27 protein-coding genes are annotated in these 26,666 nt (G+C 66.9%); 16 read left to right on the forward strand and 11 right to left on the reverse strand.

Annotation, left to right across the window (positions count from 1 at the left end; genetic code table 11):
* Positions 1-7: 7 nt before the first annotated feature.
* The 3 genes from LC092_RS11675 to LC092_RS11685 form a co-directional block, all read right to left on the reverse strand.
* The gene (locus LC092_RS11675; protein WP_224806705.1) at positions 8-319 is read right to left on the reverse strand and encodes a DUF190 domain-containing protein; all 312 of its coding nucleotides are present in this window, start codon (positions 317-319) and stop codon (positions 8-10) included.
* Positions 320-332: 13 nt separating this feature from the next.
* Complete coding sequence (locus LC092_RS11680) at positions 333-1,319, reverse strand: sodium-dependent bicarbonate transport family permease (RefSeq protein ID WP_224806706.1); 987 nt, start codon at positions 1,317-1,319, stop codon at positions 333-335.
* Positions 1,320-1,429: 110 nt separating this feature from the next.
* Complete coding sequence (locus LC092_RS11685; protein WP_224806707.1) at positions 1,430-2,158, reverse strand: carbonic anhydrase; 729 nt, start codon at positions 2,156-2,158, stop codon at positions 1,430-1,432.
* Between the two features lie 203 nt (positions 2,159-2,361).
* On the opposite strand from LC092_RS11685, the gene LC092_RS11690 reads away from it, so the two are divergent.
* The gene (locus LC092_RS11690; protein ID WP_224806708.1) at positions 2,362-3,414 is read left to right on the forward strand and encodes a MaoC family dehydratase; all 1,053 of its coding nucleotides are present in this window, start codon (positions 2,362-2,364) and stop codon (positions 3,412-3,414) included.
* A 10-nt stretch (positions 3,415-3,424) separates the two neighbouring features.
* Here the strand turns inward: LC092_RS11690 and xerD are convergent, their stop codons facing one another.
* On the reverse strand, positions 3,425-4,357 hold the full coding sequence (gene xerD / locus LC092_RS11695) for a site-specific tyrosine recombinase XerD (RefSeq protein ID WP_224806709.1): 933 nt from the start codon (positions 4,355-4,357) through the stop codon (positions 3,425-3,427).
* 37 nt (positions 4,358-4,394) lie between these two features.
* A complete protein-coding gene (locus LC092_RS11700; protein WP_224806710.1) occupies positions 4,395-4,538 on the reverse strand; it encodes a hypothetical protein in 144 nt (47 codons plus the stop codon).
* A gap of 196 nt (positions 4,539-4,734) precedes the next feature.
* Here LC092_RS11700 and LC092_RS11705 point away from each other — a divergent pair, with 196 nt between their 5' ends.
* Genes LC092_RS11705 through LC092_RS11715 form a run of 3 tightly spaced genes read left to right on the forward strand, consistent with a single transcriptional unit; the run spans position 4,735 to position 7,881 of the window.
* On the forward strand, positions 4,735-5,358 hold the full coding sequence (locus LC092_RS11705; RefSeq protein ID WP_412103572.1) for a shikimate kinase: 624 nt from the start codon (positions 4,735-4,737) through the stop codon (positions 5,356-5,358).
* Positions 5,359-5,363: 5 nt separating this feature from the next.
* Positions 5,364-6,548, forward strand: coding sequence for a 3-dehydroquinate synthase (aroB, locus tag LC092_RS11710; RefSeq protein WP_224806711.1), 1,185 nt, complete (start codon positions 5,364-5,366; stop codon positions 6,546-6,548).
* Positions 6,541-7,881: an HlyC/CorC family transporter gene (locus LC092_RS11715; protein ID WP_224806712.1), complete on the forward strand. Its 1,341-nt coding sequence runs from the start codon at positions 6,541-6,543 to the stop codon at positions 7,879-7,881. Before aroB ends, LC092_RS11715 begins: the two co-directional genes overlap by 8 nt.
* A 42-nt stretch (positions 7,882-7,923) precedes the next feature.
* Here LC092_RS11715 and LC092_RS11720 read toward each other — a convergent pair whose 3' ends face one another.
* Complete coding sequence (locus LC092_RS11720) at positions 7,924-8,229, reverse strand: BolA family protein (protein ID WP_224806713.1); 306 nt, start codon at positions 8,227-8,229, stop codon at positions 7,924-7,926.
* A 193-nt stretch (positions 8,230-8,422) separates the two neighbouring features.
* Between LC092_RS11720 and LC092_RS11725 the strand changes: the two genes are divergently transcribed.
* From LC092_RS11725 to LC092_RS11745, 5 genes are all read left to right on the forward strand, one after another.
* A complete protein-coding gene (locus LC092_RS11725) occupies positions 8,423-9,061 on the forward strand; it encodes a DnaJ domain-containing protein (protein ID WP_224806714.1) in 639 nt (212 codons plus the stop codon).
* A gap of 313 nt (positions 9,062-9,374) precedes the next feature.
* Positions 9,375-10,361, forward strand: a complete 987-nt coding sequence (gene cobS / locus LC092_RS11730) for a cobaltochelatase subunit CobS (protein WP_224806715.1) — start codon at positions 9,375-9,377, stop codon at positions 10,359-10,361.
* Between the two features lie 13 nt (positions 10,362-10,374).
* Positions 10,375-12,270, forward strand: coding sequence for a cobaltochelatase subunit CobT (gene cobT, locus LC092_RS11735; RefSeq protein WP_224806716.1), 1,896 nt, complete (start codon positions 10,375-10,377; stop codon positions 12,268-12,270).
* A 3-nt stretch (positions 12,271-12,273) separates the two neighbouring features.
* Complete coding sequence (locus LC092_RS11740; RefSeq protein ID WP_224806717.1) at positions 12,274-13,317, forward strand: esterase-like activity of phytase family protein; 1,044 nt, start codon at positions 12,274-12,276, stop codon at positions 13,315-13,317.
* A 359-nt stretch (positions 13,318-13,676) separates the two neighbouring features.
* The gene (locus LC092_RS11745; protein ID WP_224806786.1) at positions 13,677-14,711 is read left to right on the forward strand and encodes an aspartate-semialdehyde dehydrogenase; all 1,035 of its coding nucleotides are present in this window, start codon (positions 13,677-13,679) and stop codon (positions 14,709-14,711) included.
* Positions 14,712-14,795: 84 nt separating this feature from the next.
* Here the strand turns inward: LC092_RS11745 and LC092_RS11750 are convergent, their stop codons facing one another.
* Positions 14,796-15,083: a c-type cytochrome gene (locus tag LC092_RS11750; protein WP_224806718.1), complete on the reverse strand. Its 288-nt coding sequence runs from the start codon at positions 15,081-15,083 to the stop codon at positions 14,796-14,798.
* Between the two features lie 169 nt (positions 15,084-15,252).
* Here LC092_RS11750 and ggt point away from each other — a divergent pair, with 169 nt between their 5' ends.
* Positions 15,253-17,013 (forward strand): gamma-glutamyltransferase, encoded by a 1,761-nt coding sequence (gene ggt, locus LC092_RS11755; protein WP_224806719.1) that lies wholly within the window; start codon positions 15,253-15,255, stop codon positions 17,011-17,013.
* Positions 17,014-17,023: 10 nt separating this feature from the next.
* Here ggt and LC092_RS11760 read toward each other — a convergent pair whose 3' ends face one another.
* Positions 17,024-18,208 (reverse strand): MFS transporter, encoded by a 1,185-nt coding sequence (locus LC092_RS11760; RefSeq protein WP_224806720.1) that lies wholly within the window; start codon positions 18,206-18,208, stop codon positions 17,024-17,026.
* The gene (locus tag LC092_RS11765) at positions 18,195-18,836 is read right to left on the reverse strand and encodes a GNAT family N-acetyltransferase (RefSeq protein WP_224806721.1); all 642 of its coding nucleotides are present in this window, start codon (positions 18,834-18,836) and stop codon (positions 18,195-18,197) included. The genes LC092_RS11760 and LC092_RS11765 overlap by 14 nt, the downstream gene beginning before the upstream one ends.
* Positions 18,837-19,011: 175 nt before the next feature.
* On the opposite strand from LC092_RS11765, the gene LC092_RS11770 reads away from it, so the two are divergent.
* On the forward strand, positions 19,012-19,506 hold the full coding sequence (locus tag LC092_RS11770; protein WP_224806722.1) for a hypothetical protein: 495 nt from the start codon (positions 19,012-19,014) through the stop codon (positions 19,504-19,506).
* A 7-nt stretch (positions 19,507-19,513) separates the two neighbouring features.
* Here LC092_RS11770 and LC092_RS11775 read toward each other — a convergent pair whose 3' ends face one another.
* The gene (locus tag LC092_RS11775; RefSeq protein ID WP_224806723.1) at positions 19,514-19,930 is read right to left on the reverse strand and encodes a hypothetical protein; all 417 of its coding nucleotides are present in this window, start codon (positions 19,928-19,930) and stop codon (positions 19,514-19,516) included.
* Positions 19,931-20,102: 172 nt separating this feature from the next.
* On the opposite strand from LC092_RS11775, the gene LC092_RS11780 reads away from it, so the two are divergent.
* The 3 genes from LC092_RS11780 to LC092_RS11790 all read left to right on the forward strand — a co-directional run bounded on the left by LC092_RS11780 (position 20,103) and on the right by LC092_RS11790 (position 23,439).
* A complete protein-coding gene (locus LC092_RS11780) occupies positions 20,103-20,489 on the forward strand; it encodes a response regulator transcription factor (RefSeq protein WP_224806724.1) in 387 nt (128 codons plus the stop codon).
* A 4-nt stretch (positions 20,490-20,493) separates the two neighbouring features.
* Positions 20,494-22,659 (forward strand): 3'-5' exonuclease, encoded by a 2,166-nt coding sequence (locus LC092_RS11785; protein WP_224806725.1) that lies wholly within the window; start codon positions 20,494-20,496, stop codon positions 22,657-22,659.
* 81 nt (positions 22,660-22,740) lie between these two features.
* On the forward strand, positions 22,741-23,439 hold the full coding sequence (locus LC092_RS11790; protein ID WP_224806726.1) for an SDR family oxidoreductase: 699 nt from the start codon (positions 22,741-22,743) through the stop codon (positions 23,437-23,439).
* A 15-nt stretch (positions 23,440-23,454) separates the two neighbouring features.
* On the opposite strand, the gene LC092_RS11795 is transcribed toward LC092_RS11790, so the two are convergent.
* Positions 23,455-24,543, reverse strand: a complete 1,089-nt coding sequence (locus tag LC092_RS11795) for a YeeE/YedE family protein (RefSeq protein ID WP_224806727.1) — start codon at positions 24,541-24,543, stop codon at positions 23,455-23,457.
* A 65-nt stretch (positions 24,544-24,608) separates the two neighbouring features.
* Here LC092_RS11795 and LC092_RS11800 point away from each other — a divergent pair, with 65 nt between their 5' ends.
* Both LC092_RS11800 and LC092_RS11805 read left to right on the forward strand, forming a co-directional pair.
* Positions 24,609-25,646, forward strand: coding sequence for an alpha-1,2-fucosyltransferase (locus tag LC092_RS11800; RefSeq protein WP_224806728.1), 1,038 nt, complete (start codon positions 24,609-24,611; stop codon positions 25,644-25,646).
* A gap of 61 nt (positions 25,647-25,707) precedes the next feature.
* The gene (locus tag LC092_RS11805) at positions 25,708-26,649 is read left to right on the forward strand and encodes a glycosyltransferase family 2 protein (protein ID WP_224806729.1); all 942 of its coding nucleotides are present in this window, start codon (positions 25,708-25,710) and stop codon (positions 26,647-26,649) included.
* Positions 26,650-26,666 lie beyond the last annotated feature (17 nt).

Here is a 26,666-nt window from a genome sequence, read left to right on the forward strand (position 1 = left end):
CTGCGCCTCAGAAGTGTTCCGGGCGCACCACCTGCACGTCGCAGATGGAGACGATGCCGGTGCGGCGCGAGACCATCGAAAACACGGCTTCCAGAACGCTGTCGACGCGCTCGGCATCGAGCAGGCAGACGATGACGATCATGCGCCCCGCACCGCCGACGAGACCCTCCCGGCTCCATTCGCCGCTGTGTCCGCGTCCGGCCAATGCCGGCAGCACCGTGTAGCCGGTGACCGCGAGGCGGTCGAGCAGGGCCGTCAGGCGCTCTTGGATCGGCGCCTCGACGATGATCTCGAGCCGTTTCTTCGCATAGGTCTGCATCGCGCCGCCCTCCTCAGCCGGTCAGATACTGTCCGATCGCCGCGTAAAGCGGAATGCCGACGGTCAGGTTAAACGGAAAGGTCACGCCGAGCGACAGGGTCAGATAGATCGCCGGGCGCGCCTCCGGCAGGGCGACACGCATCGCCGCCGGTACGGCGATGTAGGAGGCGGAGGCCGCCAGCGTCAACAGCAGTGCCGCGCCGCCAGCCGACAGGCCGATGGCCCAGGCGGCAGGAGCGGCGATTACCGCGCCGATCAGCGGCATGGTCAGCCCGAAGACGATCACCGCAGGCGTCAGGCTGCGGTATCCGGCGCGCAAGCCGCGGCCGGCGATCACGCCCATGTCGAGCAGGAACAGGCAGAGGATGCCCTTGAACGGATCGACGATGAAGGGGGCGATGTCGGCAAGCCCCTTCTCGCCGGTGATCAGGCCGATGGCGAAGGCGCCGACCAGAACGACGATCGAGCCGTTGAGGGCGATTTCGCGAAACAGCGAGCCGTTTTCTTCCTCCTGGGCGGCATCGCGCTTTCGCCCGCGCGCGGCCAGCCACAGCGCGGTCAGGATCGCCGGCGTTTCCATCACCGCGGCAACCGCCACCAGATAGCCTTCGTAGTCGAGGCCGAGCGATTTCATGGTCTCGGTGGCAGCGACCAGCGTGACGATGGAGATGGAGCCATAGTGGCCCGCGACCGCCGCCCGGTCGGCGCGCGGCAGATCCGAGACGAGCGAAAGAATGCCGAAGGCTACGAGCGGGATCAGCGCGGAGAGCACCGCACCGGCGGCAAGCGCGGCGATCAGCTTGGCGTCGACGCCATGTGCCGCCACGCCGACGCCGCCCTTGAAGCCGATCGCAAGCATGAGATAGAGCGCCAGCGCCTTGGCGACCGCCTCGGGCAGGGCCAGGTCGGAACGCGCGAGTGCGGCGGCAAGCCCCAGTGCGAAGAACAGCACCATCGGCGACGTCAGATTGGTCAAGGCAATGGCCAGCGTGTCGCCCATAAGCGCCCCCGAGCGTCCGCGAACGAAAATGCCCGCATTCCTACGTATCGGCAGGCGGTTTAGTCGAGTGACGCGCCTTGCGCAACATTATTGCGTCCGGGAGGCGACCTTCACGGATTGGCCGGGATGCCCGGGCGGTGGGTGCACAACTCGAACCGGCCGGTGGCGGCGTCCAGCACCCGCAACTCGCCGGAGCCGATATCGAACCAGGCGCCGTGAAGCGACAGGCGGCCGCGCTCCTCGAGCAGGCGCACGCAGGGGAAGGTCCGCAGATTGGCGAGCGACTGGCGCACGCCGGCGTATTCGAGCGCGAGCTGGGGGTCCTCGGCCCGTTCCGCGGGCAGGCAGCGGAACTCGGCTGCCGGTTCCAGCAGGCTCATCCACTTGCCGATGAAATCGCCCGGCGAAAGCGGGCCTGCATCGCCGTTGAGAAAGGCTTTCACGCCGCCGCAGCGGCAATGGCCGAGCACCACGATGTGGCGCACCTTGAGCGCCTGAACGGCGAATTCAAGCGCCGCGCTGGTCGAATGGTAGTCGCCGTCGGGGCCGTGCGGCGGCACGAGATTGGCGACATTGCGCACCACGAACAGCTCGCCCGGCCCGGCGCCGAAGATTCCTTCCGGCGTGACCCGGCTGTCGCAGCAGGAGATCACCATCACCTGCGGCTCCTGGCCGTAGACGGCAAGCCGCTCGTAATCGGGGCGATGCGGTGTGTGGGAGCGTTCGCGGTATTTCCGGTAGCCGTCGAGGAGGCTCGGCGGGAAAGCCGCCGTGTCGTCGCCTTTCGGACGCAGATCCGAGAACGGCTTGGGGTCGGAAGCAGTGCGTCTCCAGGGCATGGCAGATCCTCGCGCTCGCGCGAAACGGCCCGCGCGCAGCAAATAACCCTAGGGCATTGCCCCGCGACAGGGCCAGTACGCGAAATTGCGTATGAGGTCGCTGCGGCGGGCGCTCCGTCATAGGTCCGACTTGCAAGCGGCCCGCCCGCGCTGTCATATGCCCCGGCCGGCCGAACACGTGCGACATGCAGAAGGGATGAACCGTGAGCAAGACCAATCCGGGCAATTTTTTCGAGGATTTTCGCGTCGGTCAGGTGATGCGCCATGCAACGCCGCGCACGGTCACCAGCGGTGACGTGGCGCTCTATACCGCCCTTTACGGATCGCGCTTCGCCGTGCAGTCCTCCGACGCCTTCGCACGCGCGATCCACTATCCCCATGCGCCGGTCGACGATTTGCTCGTGTTTCACATCGTCTTCGGCAAGACGGTTCCGGATATTTCCCTCAACGCGGTGGCGAACCTCGGCTATGCGGGCGGGCGCTTTCTGGCGCCGGTCTATCCGGGCGACACGTTGTCGGCGGTGTCCGAAGTCATTGGCGTCAAGGAAAACTCCAACGGCAAGACCGGCGTCGTCTATGTCCGTTCCACCGGCTACAAGCAGGACGGCACGGAAGTGCTCGACTATGTGCGCTGGGTAATGGTGCGCAAGCGCGACGCCGCCTCGCCCGCGCCGGAGCCGGTGGTGCCCGAGCTTCCCGAGGCGATCGCGCCGGAAGGGCTGGGCGATGCCTGTCCGATGATCAACGTCGGCGCCTGGGATTTCGATCTCTCCGGCGCGCCGTTCCGCTTCGACGACTATGCGGTCGGCGAGCGCATCGACCATGTCGACGGCATGACGGTGGAGGAAGCGGAGCACCAGATCGCCACCCGACTTTACCAGAACACCGCCAAGGTGCATTTCAACCAGCATTCGGAAGGCCAGGGTAGGTTCGGCCGGCGGCTGATCTATGGCGGGCACGTGATTTCGCTCGCCCGCTCGCTGTCGTTCAACGGGCTGGGCAACGCCTTCCATATCGCCGGCATCAATGCCGGCCGGCACGTGGCGCCGCTGTTTGCGGGCGACACGGTCCATGCCTGGTCGGAGGTGATCGAAAAGGCGACGCTGGAGGGACGCGAGGATGTCGGCGCGCTGCGGCTTCGCATGATCGCGACCAAGGACCGGGCCTGCGCCGATTTCCCGCTGGTCGATGCCGAGGGGCGATACGACCCGTCCGTCATTCTCGACTTCGATTGCTGGGTGCTGATTCCGCGTTAGACCTCATGACTCAGGATCCGGCGAGCGGATGATGCGCCTCGACAAGCGCCTTCAGGCGGGCGTCGAGCACATGGGTGTAGATCTGCGTCGTCGAAATGTCGGCATGGCCGAGCAGCTGCTGGACCACGCGCAGGTCCGCGCCGTTCTGCAGCAGGTGCGAGGCGAAGGCATGGCGCAGGACGTGCGGCGAAAGCGCCTGCGTGTCCAGCCCGGCCCGCACGGCCAGCGCCTTGAGGTCGCGAGCGAAGGCCTGGCGGGTCAGATGGCCGCTTTCGCCGTGGGAGGGGAATAGCCATCTGGATCCGGCGTCCGCTCCGGCAGCCTTTCGCGCCTCCACATGGCGGCGCATGGCGTCGCGGGCGGCATCGTTCAACGGGACGGCGCGCTCCTTGTTGCCCTTGCCGCGCACCGAGATCAGCCGCTCGTCGCGCAGTGCGGCGGTGAGCGGAAGCGACACCAGTTCCGACACGCGCAGGCCGGTGGCGTAGAGCACCTCCAGCAACGCATGCAGGCGCAAGGCGCGCAATCTCGCCGCCTGGCTTGTCTCGCCGACAAGCGCTTCGTCGCGCGCTGTGCCAAGCAGCCGGTCGACGTCCTCGATGCTGAGGACCCGGGGCAGGGACGGGCGGGTCTTGGGGGAGGACACGCTGCGGGTCGGATCGTCGCCGCGCAGGCCGTCGGAAAACAGGTGCCGGTAGAACTGGCGCAATGCCGACAGGTGGCGGGCCTGGGTGCTCGCCGCGAAGCCGCGGGTGGCGAGGTCGCGGAGATAGCCGGTCACGGCGTCCTTGTCCGCCGTCTGCAGGGTTCCGCCCATGGCGGCGACGAAGTCGCTGAAGCCTTCCAGGTCGCGGCGGTAGTTTTCAAGCGTGTTGAGCGCTGCGCCGCGTTCCGCGGAGAGCATCTCGAGAAAGCCCTCGATCAGGATGCCGTCGGAGGCCATCACGGGTCCGCCTTTTTCGTCTTTCCGGTCTCGTGGTCTAGCGTCCGAATCCGTCGACCCTGAGGCGGACCGTGATCTCGCGCGGCGACGGCTCCACGAAGGTGCCGAGCGAATAGACAGCCGCCGCGCCCAGCCCGGCAAGGACCACGAGCGCGACCAGAAGACGGGTCAAAGTGGGCATTCCAACTCCGCGAACTCGTCAAAACGACGGAGAGATCTTTCCTGTTTTGACCAATCCGGTGCCTGCTTGCAAGAAAAACGGCGGGTTTTGCGCATCGCCCGCGCCGGGAAAGGGCAAGCCTCTTCGCGGGAAGGCTTGACGACCCGGGGGCGGGAAGGGCAAAGCGAAGGAAACGCGAGGGAGGGTGGGTCTTAACATGTCCGCGATGCAAAAGCTTGTCGAAGCGGATCGAGCCCGCCGTCTGGTGGCCGCCCTCGACGGACGGCCCCTGGTGCTGGTCGGCATCATGGGATGCGGCAAGTCCAGCGTCGGACGCCGGCTGGCCCATGCGCTGGGGTTGCCCTTCGTGGATGCCGACACCGAAATCGAGGCGGCGGCCAATCTGACGATCGCCGAGATCTTCGCCCAGCATGGCGAGCCGTATTTTCGTGCCGGCGAGCAACGGGTGATCTCGCGGCTTCTCAAGAACGGCGCCCAGGTGCTGGCGACCGGCGGCGGTGCCTTCATGAATGCCGAGACGCGCTCGGAGATCGCGGCCTCGGGCCTGTCGGTCTGGCTGAAGGCGGATCTGCCCGTCGTGATGAGCCGGGTTCGCCGCAAGCCGACGCGACCGCTTCTCAACGATCCCGATCCGGAAGGCGTGATGCGCCGGCTCATGGACGAGCGGTATCCGGTCTATGCACAATCCGATGTAACGGTGTGGTCTCGCGACGTCTCGCATGAGACTGTCGTGCTCGATGTGGTATCGGCGCTCGAGACCTATCTGGGACTGGAAGCGGCGCCGGAAACGACCGTTCGCCCGTCCGAACAAGGAGCCTGACAGGAATGTCCGATTCGCCAAGAGCGCCATCGCCCGAGCGGTCCGACCCGCCCAGCGAGCGGCAGAACGCCCGTGTCGGCGTCGATCTCGGATCCCGCAGCTACGACATCCTGATCGGCGGCGGATTGATCGCCGATGCCGGCCGGCACATCGGTGCGGTTCTTCCAGGCGCACGGGTCGCCATCGTCAGCGACGAAAACGTGGCGGAGCTGCATCTGTCGGCCTTGCAGGCCTCGCTGGATGCGGCCGGCATCGGACATTCCGCGATCCTGCTGCCGCCCGGCGAGGCGAGCAAGCGGTTCGACGTGTTCGAGACCGTCTGCGACCGGGTGCTGGAAGCACGGCTCGAGCGCGGCGACGCCATTGTCGCGCTGGGCGGCGGCGTCGTCGGGGACCTTGCCGGCTACGTCGCGGCCAGCGTGCGCCGGGGCATGCCCTTCGTGCAGGTCCCGACAAGCCTGCTGGCCCAGGTGGACAGCTCCGTCGGCGGCAAGACCGGCATCAACGTGCGCCAGGGCAAGAACCTGATCGGCGCCTTTCATCAGCCTGCACTCGTCCTCGCCGATACGGATGTGCTCGACACGCTGCCGGCGCGCGAGTTTCGCGCAGGCTATGCCGAAGTCGTCAAATACGGCCTTCTGGGCGATGCGGCCTTCTTCGACTGGCTGGAGGCCAATCACGCCGCGATCTTCGCCGGCGGGCCGGAACGGGCTGAGGCGATTGCCGCGTCCTGCCGGGCCAAGGCCGCGATCGTTGCCGCGGACGAACGCGAGGGCGGCGCGCGCGCGCTCCTCAACCTCGGCCATACCTTCGGCCATGCGCTGGAGGCGGTTGTGGCCTATGACGGCACCCGGCTGGTGCATGGCGAGGGCGTTGCCATCGGCATGCGGCTCGCCTTCGATTTCTCCGTCCGGCTTGGCCTGTGCCCGCCCGAGGACGCCAGGCGTGCGGCGCGCCATCTTGCCGATGTCGGCCTGCCCACCCATATCCGGCAGGTGCCCGGTCAGATGCCGCCGGCCGGGACATTTCTCGATATCATGGCGCAGGACAAGAAGGTGAGCCGTGGTGCGCTGACCTTCATCCTGACGCGCGGCATCGGTCGGGCCTTCGTCGAGCGCGGCGTCGATCCGGCTGTCCTGCGCGCGTTTCTGGAAGCCGAACTCAACACGGACGAGGTTATGCATGGGTGACGCAAGTCTCTGGCTGTCTGTGATCGCAATCGTTGTGCTGCTTGCCCTGTCCGGGTTCTTCTCCGGCTCGGAGACGGCGCTGACGGCGGCGTCGCGCGCGCGCATGCTGCAGATGGAGCGCAACGGCGAGAAACGCGCGGCCGTGGTCAGCCGGCTGATCTCCGCGCGCGAGCGCCTGATCGGCGCGCTGCTTCTGGGCAACAATCTCGTCAACATTCTTGCCTCCGCGCTTGCCACCAACGTGCTGCTCGGCTTCTTCGGCGATGCCGGTGTCGTCTATGCGACCCTGGTGATGACCATGCTGGTGCTGATCTTCTCCGAGGTCCTGCCAAAGACATGGGCGATCTCCAACCCGGACCGCTTCGCCGTTGCCGTGTCGCCGGTCGTGCGGCCGGTGGTCATCCTGTTCGCGCCGGTGGTGATGGGCGTCGAGGTGATCGTGCGGGCGATACTCAAGACCTTCGGCGTCGATGTCTCCGAAAACCGCAACGTGCTGTCGGCGCATGAGGAGTTGCGCGGCACCGTCGACCTGCAGCACCTGGAAGGTGGGCTTGTAAAGGCCGAGCGCGACCGCATTGGCGGTCTGCTCGATCTGGCCGACCTGGAAGTCTCCGACGTGATGGTTCATCGCACCAAGATGAATGCGCTGAACGCCGATGACGATCCGCAGACCCTGATTACCGCCGCGCTCGACAGCCCCCACACGCGCCTGCCGCTGTGGCGCGGCGAGACCGACAATTACATCGGCGTGCTGCATGCCAAGGATCTGCTTCGCGCGCTGGCGAAGGCCGGGGGCGATGTGGGTCAGATCGACGTCGAGCAACTGGTGTCGCCGCCCTGGTTCGTGCCTGACACGACCAGCCTGCAGGACCAGCTCAACGCCTTCCTCAAGCGCAAGGCGCATTTCGCGCTCGTCATCGACGAATACGGCGAGGTCATGGGGCTGGTGACGCTGGAGGATATTCTGGAGGAGATCGTCGGCGAGATTTCCGACGAGCACGATATCGAACTGCCCGGCGTGCGTCCGCAGCCGGACGGCTCGATCATCGTCGACGGCGGCGTGCCGATCCGCGATCTCAATCGGGCGTTCGACTGGCGCCTGCCGGACGACGAGGCGACGACGATCGCGGGTCTGGTCATCCACGAGGCGCGGATGATCCCGGAGGAGCGCCAGGCCTTCACGTTCCACGACTACCGGTTCACCGTGCTGCGACGGGAGAAGAACCGGATCACCCGCCTGCGCATGACGCCGCTTTCGAAGGTGGCGGCTGGAACGGTGAAGACCGCCGCGGTCGGGCCGGTTCCGCATGCGCCGACCGTGCAGCCGGGATAAGGCGGCACGACAGGCTCGGTCCGGCGTTGAATGCGTCGCGCGTCAGGCGGGCGCGGTGGCCCGGCCGCCGCCGCGCGGGTCCGCCTCGCCGGGGGCGCGCGCCTCGATGGCGAGCGCATGCACGCCCTGCTCAAGCGCATCCTTCAGGCAGCCGTTGACCGCGCGGTGCCGCGCGACCCGGTTCATACCCTCGAATGTGGCGGATACGATCCGGACGCGGAAGTGGGTTTCCCCGCCTTCCCGCCAGCCGCCGTGGCCGCGGTGCTTCTCGGATTCGTCGATCACCTCGAGGATCTCGGGGGCGAAGTTGTCGCTCAAACGCTGTTCGATATGGGATTTGATGGTCATGCGACTCATGTGACAGGATTTTCGCCCGCGTCAAGATCTTGCCGAACAGGTGCGGCTCCCCCTATTTATGCAGATCGCCGCGTCGCCGGTATCTGCGACACGTCGTTTCGACGGATGCGATACCGTGCTGTCGCGCCGTTGCGCCGCCTGCTGTGACCATGCTGCGGTCGCTCGACTGTGATCTCGACGGAGAATGGACAAGCAACCCGTGACCTCGGATATCTTCGACCGCATACGCATCAGTCCGAACCGCCCGCGCGCTCGCGCAAGGGCCGAGGAGTTCGTGGCCGATCGCGCCTGCGAGTGGGAGGGATGCGATCAGGCCGGCACCCACCGTGCGCCGAAGGGCCGCAACAACGACGGGCAGTATCATCATTTCTGCCTCGACCACGTGCGGCTCTACAACAAGTCCTACAATTATTTTTCCGGGATGGACGACAACGAGACCCGCGCCTATCAGCGCGACGCGCTGACCGGTCACCGGCCGACCTGGAAGATGGGCGTCAATGCCAAGGCGGCGCCGGAGGGAACCGCCTGGTCGGATATTGACCCACGGCAGGCGGCGCGCGCACGCGCCGAAGCCCGGATGCGCGGACGTGGTCGCGGCGGGGAAGCGCGTGCGCGCGCGCCGAAGCTGAAGCAGCTCGAGGCGCGCGCCTTCGACACGCTGGGGCTTCCGCACAGCGCCCGTGGAGCAGAGGTCAAGACCCGCTACAAGAACCTGGTCAAGCGCCACCATCCCGACGCCAATGGCGGAGACCGCTCGTCGGAGGAGCGGTTGCGCGAGATCATCAACGCCTATTCCCTGCTCAAGAAGGCAGGTTTCTGCTAGACAGGCATCCCGGCACGTTGGCGGGGGAGCAAATCGGCCCGGGTCGCTCCCTTGCAGGATCGCGCCAGTGCGCTATGACCGTGAGGACTTCGCCTCCGGCCCTTGCCGCAAGCTTTGGGCCGCTCGCGACGCTCTGTCCCGCCCGTACCGTCTTGCGGGACATCGGGTCGCGGGGCACGTCGCCCGCCAGGGCGACAAACCGATTTCACTCGGTTGGACTTTGTTCTAGGGTCCAGACCGCCTTTCGTCCGCACCCTCGCGGATCCGCATCGACATGCCCTCACCCGTGATTGCGCGGGCCAGCGGAGGATATATGACTGACATGACGCAGCCCGTCGAAAACCTGCCCGACACGACCGTTTCCGTGCGCGACGTGTTCGGCATCGACAGCGACCTGACGGTTCCCGCCTACAGCAAGCCGAATGAATACACGCCGGATCTCGATCCGGACTATCTGTTCGACCGCCCGACGACGTTGGCGATCCTCGCCGGTTTCGCCCACAACCGTCGTGTGATGGTGACGGGCTACCACGGCACTGGCAAGTCGACCCATATCGAGCAGGTCGCCGCCCGCCTCAACTGGCCCTGCGTGCGCGTCAACCTCGACAGCCACATCTCGCGCATCGATCTGGTCGGCAAGGACGCCATCGTCCTGCGCGACGGCCAGCAGATCACCGAGTTTCGGGACGGTATCCTGCCCTGGGCGCTGCAGAACAATGTCGCGCTGGTGTTCGACGAATATGACGCCGGGCGTCCGGACGTGATGTTCGTCATCCAGCGCGTGCTCGAGGTCTCCGGCCGCCTGACGCTGCTCGACCAGAACCGCGTCATTCGCCCGCACCCCGCCTTCCGCCTGTTCGCCACGGCCAACACCGTCGGCCTCGGCGACACCTCCGGCCTCTATCACGGCACGCAGCAGATCAACCAGGGCCAGATGGACCGCTGGTCGATCGTCACGACGCTGAACTATCTGCCGCACGACAACGAGGTGGAAATCGTGCTCGCCAAGGCGAAGCACTACCAGACCGAGGAGGGGCGCAAGATCGTCTCGCGGATGGTGCGGCTCGCCGACATGACGCGCAACGCCTTCATCAACGGCGATCTTTCCACGGTGATGAGCCCGCGTACGGTGATCACCTGGGCGGAAAACGCGCAGATCTTCGACGATGTCGGCTTTGCCTTCCGCGTCACCTTCCTGAACAAGTGCGACGAGATGGAACAGACGCTCGTCGCCGAGTTCTATCAGCGCTGTTTCGGCGAGGAATTGTCCGAATCCGCCGCCAATGTGGTGATGAGCTAACCCGGGTCGTTTCATGCGCAATCCGCCGTCAGAACAGAAACAGCCGGACACCGGACCGCTGAAGCGCGCGATCGGCGACACCATGCGCGCGATCGCCGCCGATCCGGAGCTTGAGGTGCTGTTTTCCTCCGACCGCCCGTCGCTCTCCGGCCATACGGCGCGTCTTCCCGAGCCGTCGCGCCGGCCGAGCGAGGCGGAAATCGCGATTGCGCGCGGCATCGGCGATGCGATGGCGCTCAAGCTCGCCTGTCACGATCCGGCGCTGCATCGCAAGTTCGGGCCGCAAAGCGAGACCGCGCGCGCGATCTACGACGCGGTCGAGCAGGCCCGCTGCGAGGCGGTGGGCGCCAACCGGATGCCCGGCGTCGCCGACAACCTGGAGGCGATGCTGGAGGACAAGTGCCGCAAGGCGTCCTATGCCGATGTCGGCAGCCGCGACGACGCGCCGCTGGAAGAGGCGATCGCCTATATGGTGCGCGAACGGCTGACGGGACGGGCGGCGCCGAAGAGCGCCGAGCCGATGATCTCGCAGTGGCGGGACTGGGTCGAGGACAAGGCGGGCGCGGCGCTCGACGAGCTTGCAGAGCGGCTGGAGAGCCAGCAGGATTTCGCCAAACACGTCCGCAAGCTGCTGTCCTCGCTGGAGATGGAGGAAGACCTCGGCCAGGAGGGCGATGACGACGACGGCGGCGAGGAAGACGACGCCCAGGGACGCGACGAGCGCGGCGAGACCTCCTCCGATGGCGAGGAAAACGCCGGCGAGGAAGAGGGCGCCCCCCAGGAGATGGAGCTCTCCGGCGAGGAAACCGAAACCGGCGAGACCGAGGGCCTCGACGGCGAACTCGACGACATGATCGAGGAAGACGGCGCGGATCAGGCGGAAGAGCCCGGCGAAAGCCCGCGGCGCGAGCAGCCGTTTTCCAACCAGCCGCCGGCCTCCGACTACAAGGTGTTCACCGAGAAGTTCGACGAGACGATCCCGGCCGAGGAACTCTGCGACACGGCGGAGCTCGACCGGCTGCGCGGTCACCTCGACAAGCAGCTCGTCAACCTGCAGGGCGCGGTTGCCCGGCTCGCCAACCGGCTGCAGCGCAAGCTGCTCGCCCAGCAGAACCGGTCGTGGAGCTTCGATCTGGAGGAGGGGCTGCTCGACACCGCGCGGCTGATGCGCGTCGTCATCGATCCGATGCAGCCGCTCGCGTTCAAGCAGGAAAGCGACACCAATTTCCGCGACACGGTCGTCACGCTGCTGCTCGACAATTCCGGTTCCATGCGCGGCCGCCCGATCACGGTCGCGGCGACCTGCGCCGATATTCTGGCGCGCACGCTGGAGCGCTGCGGCGTCAAGGTCGAGATCCTCGGCTTCACGACGCGCGCCTGGAAGGGCGGGCAGTCGCGCGAAGCCTGGCTCGCCGCCGGAAAGCCGGCCCAGCCCGGCCGGCTCAATGACCTGCGCCACATCATCTACAAGTCGGCCGATGCCCCCTGGCGGCGCGCGCGCCGCAATCTCGGCCTGATGATGCGCGAAGGCCTCTTGAAGGAAAACATCGACGGCGAGGCGCTCGACTGGGCGCACAAGCGCCTGCTCGGGCGTCCCGAACAGCGCAAGATCCTGATGATGATTTCCGATGGCGCGCCGGTCGACGACTGCACGCTGTCGGTCAATCCGGGCAATTATCTGGAGCGCCACCTGCGCCATGTCATCGCGGAGATCGAGAACCGGTCTCCGGTCGAACTGATCGCCATCGGCATTGGCCACGATGTCACCCGCTACTACAGCCGCGCGGTCACCATCGTCGATGCCGAGGAACTTGCCGGCGCGATGACCGACCAGCTCGCCGACCTCTTCGACGATCAGACGCAAGCGGTGCGCTCGCGTCGCGACCGCCGCCGCCGCAGGGTGCGTTAGGCGATGGCGCCGGCGGGACGCTGCCTGCTGCGGTGCCTTGCTCCGCTGTTCTTTCTGCTCGCCTCCGGCCTGGCGCTGCCTGATGCGGATGCGGCTTCCGCCCGCCCGCAGGCCGGCGTCACGCCGGTCACGGTTCAAAGCAAGCGGATCGAGCGGTTCCGCATCGGTGCTGGCGATGAAACCGCCGGGGACCGGCTGACCTTTCTCGGCGGACTGGAGCTCCTGTCGGGCAATCGCGACATGGGTGGGCTGTCCGGTCTTGTCGTGACGGGCGACGGCGGGGATCTTCTCGCGGTGGCCGACAACGGCCTGTGGTTCCAGGCGCGCATCGTCAGCGATCCGTCGGGGCGTCCGATTGCGGTCGAGGAGGCGCGGGTCGCGCCGATGCGCGGGCCGGACGGCCGCCCGCTCGCCGATACGGGGCGCGGCGACAGCGAGGGGCTGACCCTGCGCCGGACCGCGGACGGCGCGGAGCTGCTCGTTTCGACGGAACGCACCCCGCATATCTATGCCTATCCCTTTCCCCCAGACCTTGGTACCTCCGGGCGCGATATTCCCTTGCCTGCCGGTATCCGCAAGCTGCGGCACAACAAGGGGATGGAAGCGATCGCGGCGGCGAATTCGGGACCGCTCGCCGGAACCCTCGTGGTTGTCGGCGAACGCGGGGCGACCTTTGCCGACGATCTTCCGGGCTTTCTGATTGGCGGTCCGACGCCGGGCGAGTTCACCGTCGCGCGTCAGGACGCCTATGACGCGACCGACGCCGCCTTTCTTCCCGATGGCAACCTGCTGCTGCTGGAACGCCGCTTCACGCTGCGCCACGGTCTCGGCATGCGGCTGCGGCTGTTTTCCGCGGACGAGCTCCGGCCCGGCCGGCGCGCGGTCGGAGAGGTGCTGCTTGAGGCCGGATACACGGACCAGATCGACAATATGGAAGGTCTGGCGGTGCATGAGGCGGTCGACGGCGCGACGATCCTGACCGTGATATCGGACGACAACCGCTCCATCCTTCAGCGCACATTGCTGCTGCGGTTTCGTCTCGACTGAGGCGCCGCGGCCTCCGGGATTTGCGCGTCAGCTTGACATTTCGGGGCGGGAACGTCATGTAAAAGCCACTTCGCGCAACCGCTCAATGCCGGGATCCGATGTTCGACCGCTGCTCAATGTCCGCCTCGCTCCGCTCCGCGACACCTGTCGCGGCCGCGATGTTGCGCGCGGATGCCGCTCGAACGCTCACGGTTCGCATGCCGCGCGACACGCGCACGACGACATCCCGCAAAACGACCGTCTAACGGCCCTCGTGACCCGCGCTTCCCGGGGTCTCCGGGGGACGTGAGACCGAGAGGATGCGCGCATGTCGCGCGCATTCCCGGACCGGGGAGCCGCAACAAAGGAACATGAAGAAAATGTCTTACAAGATCGCCGTCGTAGGAGCCACCGGCAACGTGGGCCGTGAAATGCTCGACATTCTCGAGGAGCGCGGCTTTCCCGCCAGCGAAGTCGTCGCGGTCGCGTCGCGTCGCTCGCAGGGTGTCGATGTGTCCTTCGGCGACAAGACCCTGAAGTGCCAGGCGATCGATCATTTCGATTTCTCCGACGTCGACATCTGCCTGATGTCCGCCGGCGGCACCGTGTCCAAGGAATGGTCGCCGAAGATCGCGGCGCAGGGCTGCGTCGTCATCGATAACTCCTCGGCCTGGCGCTACGATTCCGACGTTCCGCTGATCGTGCCGGAAGTGAATGCCGACGCGGTCGAGGGCTTTCGCAAGAAGAACATCATTGCCAACCCGAACTGTTCGACGGCACAGCTGGTCGTGGCGCTGAAGCCGCTGCATGACGCCGCCAGGATCAAGCGCATCGTCGTCTCGACCTATCAGTCGGTCTCCGGCGGCGGCAAGGACGCGATGGACGAGCTGTTCAACCAGACCCGCGCCGTCTTCGTGAACGACCCGATCACGCCGGAAAAATTCACCAAGCGGATCGCCTTCAACGTCATTCCGCATATCGATGTCTTCATGGAAGACGGCTACACCAAGGAAGAATGGAAGGTGCTGGCCGAGACCAAGAAGATGATCGATCCGTCGATCAAGGTCACCTGCACGGCGGTGCGCGTTCCGGTGTTCATCGGCCACGCGGAATCCGTCAACATCGAGTTCGAGAAGCCGCTTGGCGCCGACGAGGCGCGCGATATCCTGCGCGAGGCGCCGGGCGTGCTGGTCATCGACAAGACCGAGGACGGCGGCTACATGACCCCGTATGAGAGCGCCGGCGAGGATGCGACCTATGTCAGCCGCATCCGCGAGGACGCGACGGTGGAAAACGGCCTGAACCTTTGGGTCGTCGCCGACAACCTGCGCAAGGGCGCCGCGCTGAACACCGTCCAGATCGCCGAGCTCTTGGTCAATCGCGGCCTGATCCAGCCCAAGAAGGCGGCTGCCTGATCGGTCTCATCGCTGCGGGTCGTCCCGCGGGCATCAAGGATCAACGGCCGGGCCCTGTGCCCGGCCGTTTTCGTTTGTGACGCGTCAGGGCGCAAGCTGCGCGATATAGGCGCCGAGGTTGTCGATCTCGCCGCGCGTCAGCGCCATGTCCGGCATCTTGGGATGCGGGTCGGCGAGGAATTCGCCGAGCGTCTTTTCGTCGAAATCCGGCCGGCCGGCGATTTCGGCGAAGGTCGGCACCGCCGCGCTCCCGCTTTGCTGGGTCTCGTCCACGATATGGCAGGCGGCGCACCAGGTGCGGGCGATCTCCAGCCCGGCCGCCGCGTCGCCGGCCCGGACCGGCGACGCCGGGAGCGCTGCCGACAGCGCCATCAGGGCACTCCCCATGATCGCACGGCGCCGGAGGGTGGCTCGCTGTGAACGTCGCTGCAGTGTCATGACGGGCCTTTCTGTTCGGGTGACGAGAAACAAGGGTAGCGGCAGGCGGCGATCGGGAACAGACTGTGACGTGCAATTTCGGTTTGTTGAAGGATGTTTCGAGATGACCTTTCGGATGGTGAAGACATTGGCGGTCCTCGGTCTGGCCATTGCCGGCCAGATCGCAGGCGCCGGAACAGGATGGACGCAGACGGCCGAACCGGCGGCGACGCCCATCCTCTCGGGCGACGACCGGTTTCATCCGGTGATCGCGCGCTCGGGCATGGTGTCCAGCCAGGAGGCGATCGCCACGGGTGTCGGGCGCGACATCCTCGCGGCCGGCGGCAATGCGGTCGATGCGGCGGTCGCCACGGGCTTTGCGCTTGCCGTCACCCTGCCGCGCGCCGGCAACCTCGGCGGCGGCGGCTTCATGATGGTTCACATGGCCGAAAGCGGCGAGACCTTGGCGCTCGACTACCGCGAGACCGCGCCGGCCGGCGCCTTCCAGGACATGTTCCTCGACGCCGACGGCAATGCCGACAGCAAGAAGTCGCGCTTTTCCGGCCTTGCCGTCGGCGTGCCCGGCACGGTCGCGGGCCTTGCGGCGGCGCATGAGCGCTTCGGCAGCGGGACCTTTTCCTTCGCGCAGCTGGTGGCACCGGCAATCGCGCTTGCCCGCAACGGCTTTCCGGTTTCCGACGACCTCTCGCAGTCGTTGAAGCGCTCGTTCCCGCGCCTGTCCAAGGACCCGGATGCAAGGGCGGTCTTCTACAAGGCCGATGGCGGGTTTTTTGAGCCGGGCGACCTCCTGCGCCAGCCCGCGCTTGCCGTCTCGCTGGAAGCGATCGCCGAGACCGGTCCTTCCGGCTTTTACGAGGGGGCGGTCGCCGAGGCGATTGCCGCGCGGGTCCAGGAGGCCGGGGGGTCGATGACGGTTGCGGACCTGAAGGCCTATCGGTCAATCTGGCGGGAGCCCGTCACCGGCACCTATCGCGGATATGAGATCGCCTCGATGCCGCCGCCCTCCTCCGGCGGGGTGCATATCGTGGAAATCCTCAACATGCTGGAGCCGCATGCGGTGTCGGACTCGGGCGCGGGCTCGGCGGCGACACTGCATGTCATGGCGGAAGCGATGAAGCGCGCCTATGCCGACCGTTCGAAATTTCTCGGCGATCCGGATTTCGTCGACGTACCGGTCAAGGGGCTGACATCGAAGGCCTATGCCCTGGAGCGCATGGCCGATTTCGACCCCGAGCGTGCGGCGCTTGCATCGGAGATCGCGCCCGGTGGTCCCCAGTCCTACGAGAGCAACGAGACGACGCATTTTTCCGTGGTCGATGCCGCCGGCAATGCCGTGTCCAACACCTATACGCTGAACTTTTCCTATGGCGTCGGCATGATGGCGACAGGGACGGGCATCCTGCTTAACAACGAGCTCGACGATTTCTCGGCAAAACCCGGCGTGCCGAACGCCTACGGGCTGATCGGCGGAGAGGCCAATGCGGTTGCTCCGCGCAAGCGGCCGTTGTCGTCGATGAGCCCGACGCTGGTGTTTCGCGACGGAAAGTTCGTGCTGGCCACGGGGTCGCCGGGGGGCAGCCGGATCATCACCACGGTCCTGCAGATCATCCTCAATGTGGTCGATCACGGGATGAATATCGCTGAGGCGAGTGCTGCGCCGCGCATGCATCACCAGTGGCTCCCCGATGAGTTGCGGGTCGAGGAGGGGTTTTCGCCCGATACGCTGAAGCTTCTGGCGGAAAAGGGCCACAGCATCGCGCTGAAGCCTGTGATGGGGTCGACGCAGTCGATCATGGCGGTCGAGGGCGGGCTTGCCGGCGCGGCTGATCCCCGGCGCCAGGGCGCGCTTGCCGCCGGTCACTGATCGTCCGGGGTCACGACGTCAGGCGGGCTCCGGCGCGGGCCGGTGTCCGCCGCAACAAGGTCACGACGAGCAACGCCACATAGGCGGCGCCGAGAAGAAGCGGCAGGCCATGCGGCCCGGCGATGTCGATCGCCATGCCCGAGGCCATCGGGCCGGCGAAGCCGCCGACGCCCCACATTACCGCGAAACCGGCGTTGCCCGAGATCAGCATCGCGCCGGTGAAGCGGCGGCCGAGTTCCATCAGCGCGATGGTATAAATGCCGTAGGCGGCCGATCCCCAGACGAAGAGCATCGCCCACAGCGCGACAGGCTGCGTGATCAGGAGCGGCAGCAGGGCCGCGCCGGCGATGGTGAGCAGGCAGAGAAGCGCCATCATGCGCCCGGTGCCCCAGCGGTCTGCCAGCGTGCCGATGGGCACCTGAAACAGGATGTTGCCGACGATCAGCACGGCCAGAGCCGTTGCAATCGCCGGCTCGTCCAACCCGTTGCTGAGGCCGTAGACGGGAAACATCGTCAGGATCGCCTGATCGAAGGCGGCCGCGATGCCGGTCACGGCGAGCAGGAAGGGGATCAGCGGCGCCACCTGGCGGATCGAGCCGCTGTCGCCTGAGGCAAAGCGCGGCAGGCGCTCGCGGATCGACCAGATCAGGCCGGCGCAGACGAAGGCCACGCCGATGCACAGCAGGAAGGGCGTGAGGGTCTGCGTACCCGTTATCGCGAGGATCGCGGGGCCGAGCGCGAAACCGCCGGCAAGCGAGGTGGCATAGAAGCCGAGCAGCCGTCCGCGAATGCGGTCCGGCGCCATCTGGTTCACCCAGGTCTCGCTCGAGATATAAAGGCCGTTGATCGCCACGCCGAGCAGGAAGCGGGCCGGAAACCAGACCGAGAGCGACTGCCAGGTCGCGATCACCGCGAAGAGCACCGCAAGCGCAAGCGCGCAGGCAAGGGCGAGACGCGCCGCGCCGAAGCGAATGGCAAGGCCCGGGATCAGCGGGGCGGAGACGATCAGGCCGACGGCCATTGTCGCTGCGTTGGCGCCGATCAGCCAGGCCGGCGTGCCCTGGCGTTCCAGGATGAACGACAGCAAGGGGTAGGTGAGCCCCTGCGCCAGACCGAAGACCGCCACCATGAGAAAGACGACGGCAAGCGCGCCACGGTCGAGATTTTCCGAGATGCCCGATTCAATCCGCGCCATTCTGCCCCTCGTGCCGGATCTCACTGGCCGCGACGGGGCCGGGGTCGCACGGGGCCAGTCGCTTCACCATTGCGGTTGCGGTGGAAAATCCGAACAGCCGCGAGAACGGGCCAAGCTGCGTGACCTTTCCGGCCACGAAGCCGTTTCGCTCATAGAGCGCGCGCGCCCGGGGGTTGGTGTCGATCACGTCGAGCCGCACCGCGTGCCGTCCGCTGGTCCGGGCGATCCGGCAGATCTCCGCCAGCAGCGCCGTTCCGGCGCCCCGGCCACGTGCCGCGCCTGTGACGGCGATGCCATCCATCGCCAGCGTCCTGTCATCCTCCGGCTTCTCCAGAAGGGAGAGACCCGCCACGCGCACTGCGGCGCCGAAGAAGCCGTAGGACCTGCGAAAGTCGGACCATCCGGGCTCGAACAGACCCGTGCCGTCCATCCTGAAGCCGGCGACGCCGAGCAGTCGTCCCCCGTCCACCGCAACGATCGCCCGGTCGGAGCGCAGATGCGGCGCCAGAAAGTCGATGGCTTGTTCCGCCGTGCCGAAAAAGGGCCGAAGTTTCTGAAACAGCGCCTGCACATAGATCCCGACCGCGTCGCGCGCGTGGCGGGCCGGCACGAAGGGAAGGATGTCCATCGGGGCTGCGGTCCTTTCTGTCACGGAGGAAAGCGGGCGGGATTGTTGAACCATACTGAGGTAATCATCCTGCCGCAGGTTGCAAGCGAAATCCTTGCACGCGAGTGGCGGTCGCCTCGCCACGGGCGCGGGAATCAGTCTATGAGAGGTCAGACGTGTGCTCGCGGGAGCTTTCATGCCGACAGACATCATCGCGCCTTTTCTGGAATGGCTGAGCGCCCTGCCGGCGGCACGGATGCTGGCCGCCTCGCCCTTCGCGCAAGGCGCGGCGGTGACGCTGCATCTGTTCGGCGCGATGCTGCTGGTCGGCGCGCTCGTGCCGATGAACCTCCGGCTGCTCGGTTTCTGGAAGGCGGCGGCCCTCGGCGACGTCCGGCGGGTGTTGTCGCCGGTTGCCTTTGCGGGCCTCATCATCGCCGTGCTCAGCGGGCTTGCGCTTTTGTCGCAGCGGCCCTTCGCCATAGTCGCCGTCCCGGCGTTTCAGGCCAAGATGGCGCTGATCGCGCTTGCCGGCGTGAATGCGCTCGCCCTGCGTCTCGTGCCGGCCTGGCGCCTGCTCGACCAGGTCGATTCGCGCGGAACGATTTCCCGCTTTCGAACCGCCGGTCTCATTTCGCTGGTCTGCTGGTTCGGCGTGCTGGCGCTGGCGCGCTGGCCGGGTCTCTTTTGAGCCCGCGTTAGTGGGCGCGGCGATAGATGCCGGTGTTCACCACCGGACCTTCGCCCGGCACTTCCACCGTCTGTTCGATCTCCATGCTGCGGCCGTCTTCGGAAAGCAGGCGCCGTGCCGTCATCAGCACCTGCTCGCCCCGCTTGGCCTGGGAGGTGAGGGTCCGGTCGTCCTCGAAGAACAGGTATAGCCTGTCGGCCAGGCCGCTTTCGGTGAGGCGCTGCCCGGCGCCGCCCGGAACCCCGGTGATCTCGCCTTCCAGCGTTTCGCCGTCCGCCGTGATCAGCGTCATGCGAATGCACACCAGGCCGAATTCCTCCTCGATCGTGCAGCGCCCTGCCTTCGGCAGGTCGCTCTGGTCGAACTCGCTTTCGTCGAGATCCAGGATCCAGGTCCCGAGGAACGGCGCGATCTGGTCGATCATGGGGAAAATCGTCCTTGTGCCTTTGTCGTCTCGCGCCGTCATAGAGGACCGCGCCGTCCTTGTCATGGCCTGCAAGACGTGTCGTGCGCCTGCGGGCTGCCACGTATAGACGAACGGCGTTCTGGAACGTCATGCAACCAGCAGGCACTATGGCGCCGGGGAGGAGAGGCCAGTGACACCGCGGGTGCTGATCATCGAGGACGAGACGACGCTCGCCGGCCTTTGGGCCGAGCTGATCGCGGGCGCGGGGTTTCAGGTGGCGCTTGCGCCGGATGCGCGAGCCGCGCGGGCGCATCTGGCGCGCGAAACGCCCGATCTGATCGTGCTCGACACGGCCCTGCCCGATGCGACCGGCCATGCCCTGTGCCAGGAAATCCGCGCGCGCGCACAGACCCGCGCGACGCCGCTGGTGATGACCAGCGACTGCGGCCGCGATATCGATGCCGAAAAGGGGCTGGCGCTCGGCGCCGACGCCTATCTCGGCAAGCCGTTTTGCTGCGGCGACCTGCTGGATGCGATCCAGGGCATGATTGCACCTTTGCGCACGGGAGGGGGCTGAGCCGATGGCTAGGCGGGGCGTGGAAAACTGGAGCCTCAGGCTGCGCGTTTTTCTTTTTTTCGCGCTGATCGCGCTCGGCGGCTCGGCCACGGTCGGCGCAGCGCTGGCGTTCCTGTTCCTTTCGGCGGAACCCGGCGGCATCGCGCTCGACCGGATCGTGCTCGCCGGCCTCGTCTCGACGTTCGCGATCAGCGGCCTGGCGCTCTGGGTCTGGCTCAAGTTCGACGATCATGTCGCGCGTCCGCTAATGCGCCTGGGGGCGCAGTTGCGGGCCAGCGTTCATGCCGATGCCGCGCCCGTGGTCGCGACCGGGACGGGTCGCTATCTCGGGCTGCTCGCACCGGCGATGCAGGAGGCGGCGCAGGCGCTTGCCGAGGCGCGGCGGGACACCGATGCATCGGTGTCGCGCGCGGTCGCGGATGCGGAGCGGGAGAAAAGCCGTCTGGAAGCCGTGCTCCGGGACCTGCGGCAGGGCGTGGTGATCTGCACGCCGGATCACAATGTGCTGCTTTACAACCGCCATGCCCAGGCGTTGCTCGATCACGATGTTCAGGGAAAAGGGCTCGGCCTGGAGCGCAAGCTGACGGGTCTGGTTCGCGCCCAGCCGCTGCACCACACGCTTGAACGGCTGATGCGGCGGGTCCGCTCCGGACGCCACGTCGCGCATCCCGATGGCCTGTCGACGCCGTTTCTTACCGCGACCCTCGACGGGCGCGACAGCCTGCGCGGGCGCATGACGCTGATCCTCGATGCGGATGGCGCATCGCCGATCGGATATGTCGCGAGCTTCGACGCTGTGACCGACGAACTTGCCGCCGGGATCTGGCGCGACCGGTTGCTGCATGATGTCACCCGGGACATGCGCCAGCGGATCGCAGCCCTCGCCGCCGCCTGCGAGGTGCTCTTGCGGCGGGTCGATCTGGCGCCGGAGGACCGCGCTCGCTTCGACGGGATCGTCTGCGGCGAGACCCGCGAGCTTGCCGGCCGGCTCGACCGGCTCGACCAGGTGGCCGGCGATCTGCTTGCCGGCGCCTGGCCGATGGCGGAGGTCTATTCGCCGACGCTCACGGATTGTATCGCCGCGAGGCGCTCGGAAGGCCGCGACCTTGAGGTCGCGACGGCGGGGGATGCCTGCTGGGTCCTGTGCGACAGCGCGTCGATCGTCGAACTGGCCGACCGGATGGTGAACCGGATCGCCGTGCATGCGAGGCTCGACAGCCTGACGCTGTCGCTGAGGGACGAGGGCGCGCGCGCCTGCCTCGACATCGTCTTCGCCGGCGCGCCGGTGCCGGCATCGGTGCTGGACAGCTGGCTCGACGAGCCGCTGGAGGAGGGCGGCGGGGCGACGGCCCTCACGGGACGCGATGTCCTTAGCCGGCACAAGACCGAGATGTGGAGCGACCCGAGCACGGGCGGCCGCGCCCGGATCCGCCTGCCGCTCGCCAAGCCCCCGGAGGCGCTTCGCCGTCCCGGCGCGGCGCTTTCTCCCGTTTCGGAGCGCCCGGAATTCTACGATTTCGATCTCTTCGCGCGGACCCTGCCGATTGCCATCGAGGACGCCCCGCTGGCCTCGCTCTCCTATGTCGTCTTCGATACGGAGACGACGGGCCTGGAGCCCTCGCGCGGCGACGAGATGCTGTCGGTGGCCGGCGTGCGTATCGTCAACGGCCGCGTTCTGCGCGGGGAAACCTTCAATTCTTTCGTGAATCCGGGACGGTCGATCCCGGCCGCGTCCACCCGGGTGCATGGGATCACCGCCGAGATGGTCGCGGAGGCGCCGGGCGTCGAAACCGTCCTGCCCGCGTTCCATGACTTTGCGCAAGGCAGTGTGCTCGTTGCCCACAACGCGGCCTTCGACATGACCTTCCTGGCGAAATACGGCGACCGGACCGGCGTGCGCTTCGATCAGCCGGTGCTGGACACCGTTCTTCTCGCTGCCCATGTTTTCGGCACGCAGGAAAGCCTCACGCTGGATGCGCTTGCGGAGCGCTTTCAGGTGTCGCTTCCGCCTGAAACCCGGCATACGGCGCTGGGAGATGCGCTTGCCACCGCCGAAGTCTTAAGCCGGCTTTTAAAGCTGCTCGTGCCGCTTGGCGTTGAGACTTTGGCGCAGGCGATAGAGGTCTCCAATCGGCAGGTCGCCCTGCGCCGTCGCCAGTCGGGCTACTGACGCGCCGCCGCTCCGCCGGCTTGACAAGGTCGGACGCAGCGATGCGAATGGGGCCTTCGAAGCGTGCGGAGACAAGTCCAGATGAGCCAGCCGACCCTTTTGATCACCGGCGCAAGTCGCGGCATCGGGCTTGAGACCGTTCGCCGGTTTCTCGACGATCCCGACTGGCAGGTGATCGCCACCTGCCGGGACCCGGGCGCGGCGAGCGACCTGCGTGCGCTGCAGGCGCGCCATGGCACGCGGCTTGAGCTTCATGCGCTCGATGTCGGCGACGGCGATGCGGTCGCCCGGCTCGCGGAGGTGCTGGCGGGGCGGCCGGTCGATGTGCTTCTCAACAACGCCGGCGTCATGGGCGCGCATCAGTCGCTTGAGGATCTCGATTTCGACGGCTGGCTTGCCGAGGTCAACGTCAATACGCTGGGTCCGATGCGGCTTGCGCTTGCCCTGCGGTCCAATCTCGCCCTGTCGAAAAATCCGCGCATCGTGACGATCTCCAGCCAGATGGGCTCGATGGCGCGCCCACGCGGCGGCAGCTATGCCTATCGCTCGTCCAAGGCGGCGGTGAACAAGGCGATGCAGGGGCTCGCCCTCGATCTTGCCGACGAGGGCATCTGTGTTGTCGTGGTGCATCCGGGCTGGGTGCGCACCGACATGGGCGGCGGGGCGGCGGATATTTCGGTCGAGGAGAGTGCCGCGGGCATCTACCGGCTGACGCGGGATCTCACGCTTGCCGACAGCGGACGCTTCCTCACCTATCGGGGCGAGGATCACCCGTGGTGAGCGTGCGCGTGCGCGTCAAAACGCCTGCGGCGCCTGCATCTGGGTTGCCCGCGCGTTCGGCAGGCGGTCGACGACAAGGTCGGTGAGGCCGGCTGCCGCCCACATCGCCGCAAGGGTCAGCCAGGCCGTCAGGGCGAAGATCGAGCCGCCGGTGACGCCGGCCCCGACGGCGCAGCCGCCGGCGAGCATGCCGCCGAAGCCCATCAGCACCGCGCCGGCCATGTAGCGGCGCATCGAGCGGCCGCCCTCGAACCCCTGCAACGTCCACTCCCGCGCGACAAGCGCGGCAAGGGCGGCGCCGATGAAGACGCCGGGAACCAGACCGATGTCGAAGTCGATGTTGGTTCCGGGAAGAGTGAGCACGCTCATCAGCGTATCGGCGGAGGGGCCGGTGAAGGTCATGCTTTTGACGGTCATCGGCTCGAAGGCCTGGATGGACATCTGGTAGGTGAACCACCAGCCGGCGGCGACGGTGGCGCCGACGCCGGCGGCGCCGAGCCAGCCCCAGGGGCCGAGACCGGCGCGCACCGCGAAGAAAACCGCGCCGCAGACGAAGAGGAGCCCGATCACCAGCCCCGCCTCAGCTCCGAGGCCCAGCGTCTGCAGCAGATCCAGATTGTCGCGTCCTCCCACCGTCCACAGGCCGGCGAGTTTCTCGCGCAAGGGCGAGAGGATGCCATGGATCGAGGCCTCGGCGGCGACGGCGAAAATCAGCCCGGAGAGAAGAGCGCGCAGATTGCCGGTGGCCGAGAGCACGAGGAGGCGGCTTGCGCAGCCGCGTGCGAGCACCATGCCGATGCCGAAGAGCGCGCCGCCGATCAGCGCGCCGGAAAGCGAGCCGCGCGCGGCGAACTGCCGGGCCTCGGAAACGTCGATCAGGTCAAGCTGCAGCATTGCCTGGGTGATGAGGACGGCGGAGGTGAAGGCGACAAGCCAGACGGCGACCTTGATCCCGATGCTGCCGCGGGCGAACTCGATGACAGCGGCCCGCAGGCAGAACCGGCTGCGCTGTGCGAAAATGCCGAAGGCGATGCCGATCGCCAGTCCCCCGAGCGCGGAGGTTCCCGGCTCCCCGAAGACATCGAACAATCCGGTCAGGTCCATGGCGCGCCCAGCCCTCTCTAGAATTCGCCTCTCCGCATATTCGAAACAATGAATGACAAAACCGCATGGACCGCCTTGATCTCGCTCAAGCGGGCGGCGCGCCCTCGTGCTTGTCGCGCGCGGCGCGGGCGACTAACAAGGAGCGGGACGAGGCGACGCAGATCGAGGGGCCCGGCACGGTGACGGCGACGGACACACACGAGAGTTCCACGAAGGACACGGCGGGGCGGATGCCGGTGTGCATGCGCATCTGGGGCGGATTGGGCAACCAGATGTTCCAATATGCCGCTGGACATGCGCTGGCGCGCCGGCTCGACACGCGGCTTCTGATCGACCCGCTCGAGATGGATTTCGACCATGCCGAGCTGGGCCTTGGCCTGTTCGGTCTCGCGCCGGAAATCTGGCGTCCGGATATGTCCGGCTTGCGGGCCCGCTTCGCCGGCCTGCGCGATCGCGGCGCGACACGGGGCAAGAAGCGCTACAAGCTCTGGCCCGGCAACAGCTTCTTCCAGCAGGCGATGTGCCATGCCGACGATTTCTGGTCGGTCGAGCCCGGCACCTATGTCGCCGGCTATTTCCAATCCGAGCAGTTTTTCGCCGATTGCGCGGACGAGATCCGGGCGCTCTTTGCGCTTCAGAGCGTCGACGCGACGATGACGCCCAAGCTGCTGGAGGCGGCGCGGCATCCGGCGAGCGTGTCGGTGCATGTGCGCCGCGGTGATTATGCCGCCAATGCCCGGACGGCGGCGACCCACGGGTTGCTGGGAGCGGACTATTACGAGGCCGCCGCCGCGCTCATGGCGCGGATCGTTCCCGATGCCCGCTGGCTGGTGTTTTCCGACGATATCGCGGCGGCCGCGGAGTTGACCGCCGCCTGGCCGAACCGCACGCTGGTCGAGGGCCAGTCGCGCGAACAGGACCTGCGCCTGATGAGCCTGTGCGCGCATCACATCACGGCAAACAGCAGCTTCAGCTGGTGGGGCGCCTGGCTCGGGCGCAATCCCGAGCGGCAGGTGATCGTGCCGCGCCAGTGGTTTGCGCGCGCGGAACTCAGGCGCACCTATGTCGACGAGATGTTCCCGCGCGGCTGGATTCTGCTATGAGAACCGGCTACTGCGGAAGCGCCCTTTCTAACGCTTCCGAGGTGCGGGACCGGAGATGACGATGAAGCTTTGCGTTGCGATCTGCACACGGGAACGGCCGAAGCTGCTGCGCAGCTGCCTGATGTCGGTCTGCGAGCAACGCGTGCCGGATGGCGTCGCGGTCGAGATCGTCGTCGTCGAGAACCACGACATTGAGGTCTCGCGACCGATCACCGTCGAGGTCGCCGCGCAAACCGGCTGGACCATCCACTATGTGCTCGAGCCGGAGCTGGGCATTCCCTTCGCCCGCGACCGCTGCGGCGTGTTTGCCGCCGAAAACGGCTATGACCGCGTGCTCTATATCGACGACGACGAGGTCGCGCATCCCGACTGGCTGGCCACCATGGTCGAGGCGGTGAGCCGCTATCCGGCGGAGGTGCACTACGGCCGCGTGCTCTACACCTATCCGCCCGAAACGCCGTCCTGGATGATCGCGCCGCAGGTGAACAAGCGCCCGACCGGGACCGTCCTGAAAAAGGCGGAGGGCCACAACACACTGGTCGATACAAGGGTGTTCCGCGACGACGGATACGGTTTGCATTTCGATGGCTCGATGCGCTTTACCGGCGGCAGCGACACGGATTTTTTCTCGCGGGTGCATGACGCCGGCGGAAAGATCGTCTGGGTGCCCGAGGCGCTGGTGGAGGAGCTCGTTCCGGTCAACCGGGTGCGGCTCGGCTGGCAGTTGCACCGCACCTTCCGGGTGGCGGGAAACATCTCGCGTCTTCACGAGAAGCGCTCGGGGCGCGGAGCGGCGCTGTCGCGCAGCTTCTTCAAGGGCCTCGGCCGGCTCTTCAACGGGATCTTCGTCCAGCTTCCGGCCAGTCTCGTGTTCGTGGTCTCGCCCGAGCGCGGACGCCGCCAGGCGTTTCACGCGGCCAAGCAGATCGCTTCCGGTCTCGGATCGCTGGCCTATCTCACCGGCTATCAGGCGCAGCCCTATCGCAAGGTCGATGGCGGCTGAGCCGTCTTCCGGAGCCG

It is taken from the genome of Stappia stellulata, assembly GCF_020176715.1.
Taxonomy (GTDB): domain Bacteria; phylum Pseudomonadota; class Alphaproteobacteria; order Rhizobiales; family Stappiaceae; genus Stappia.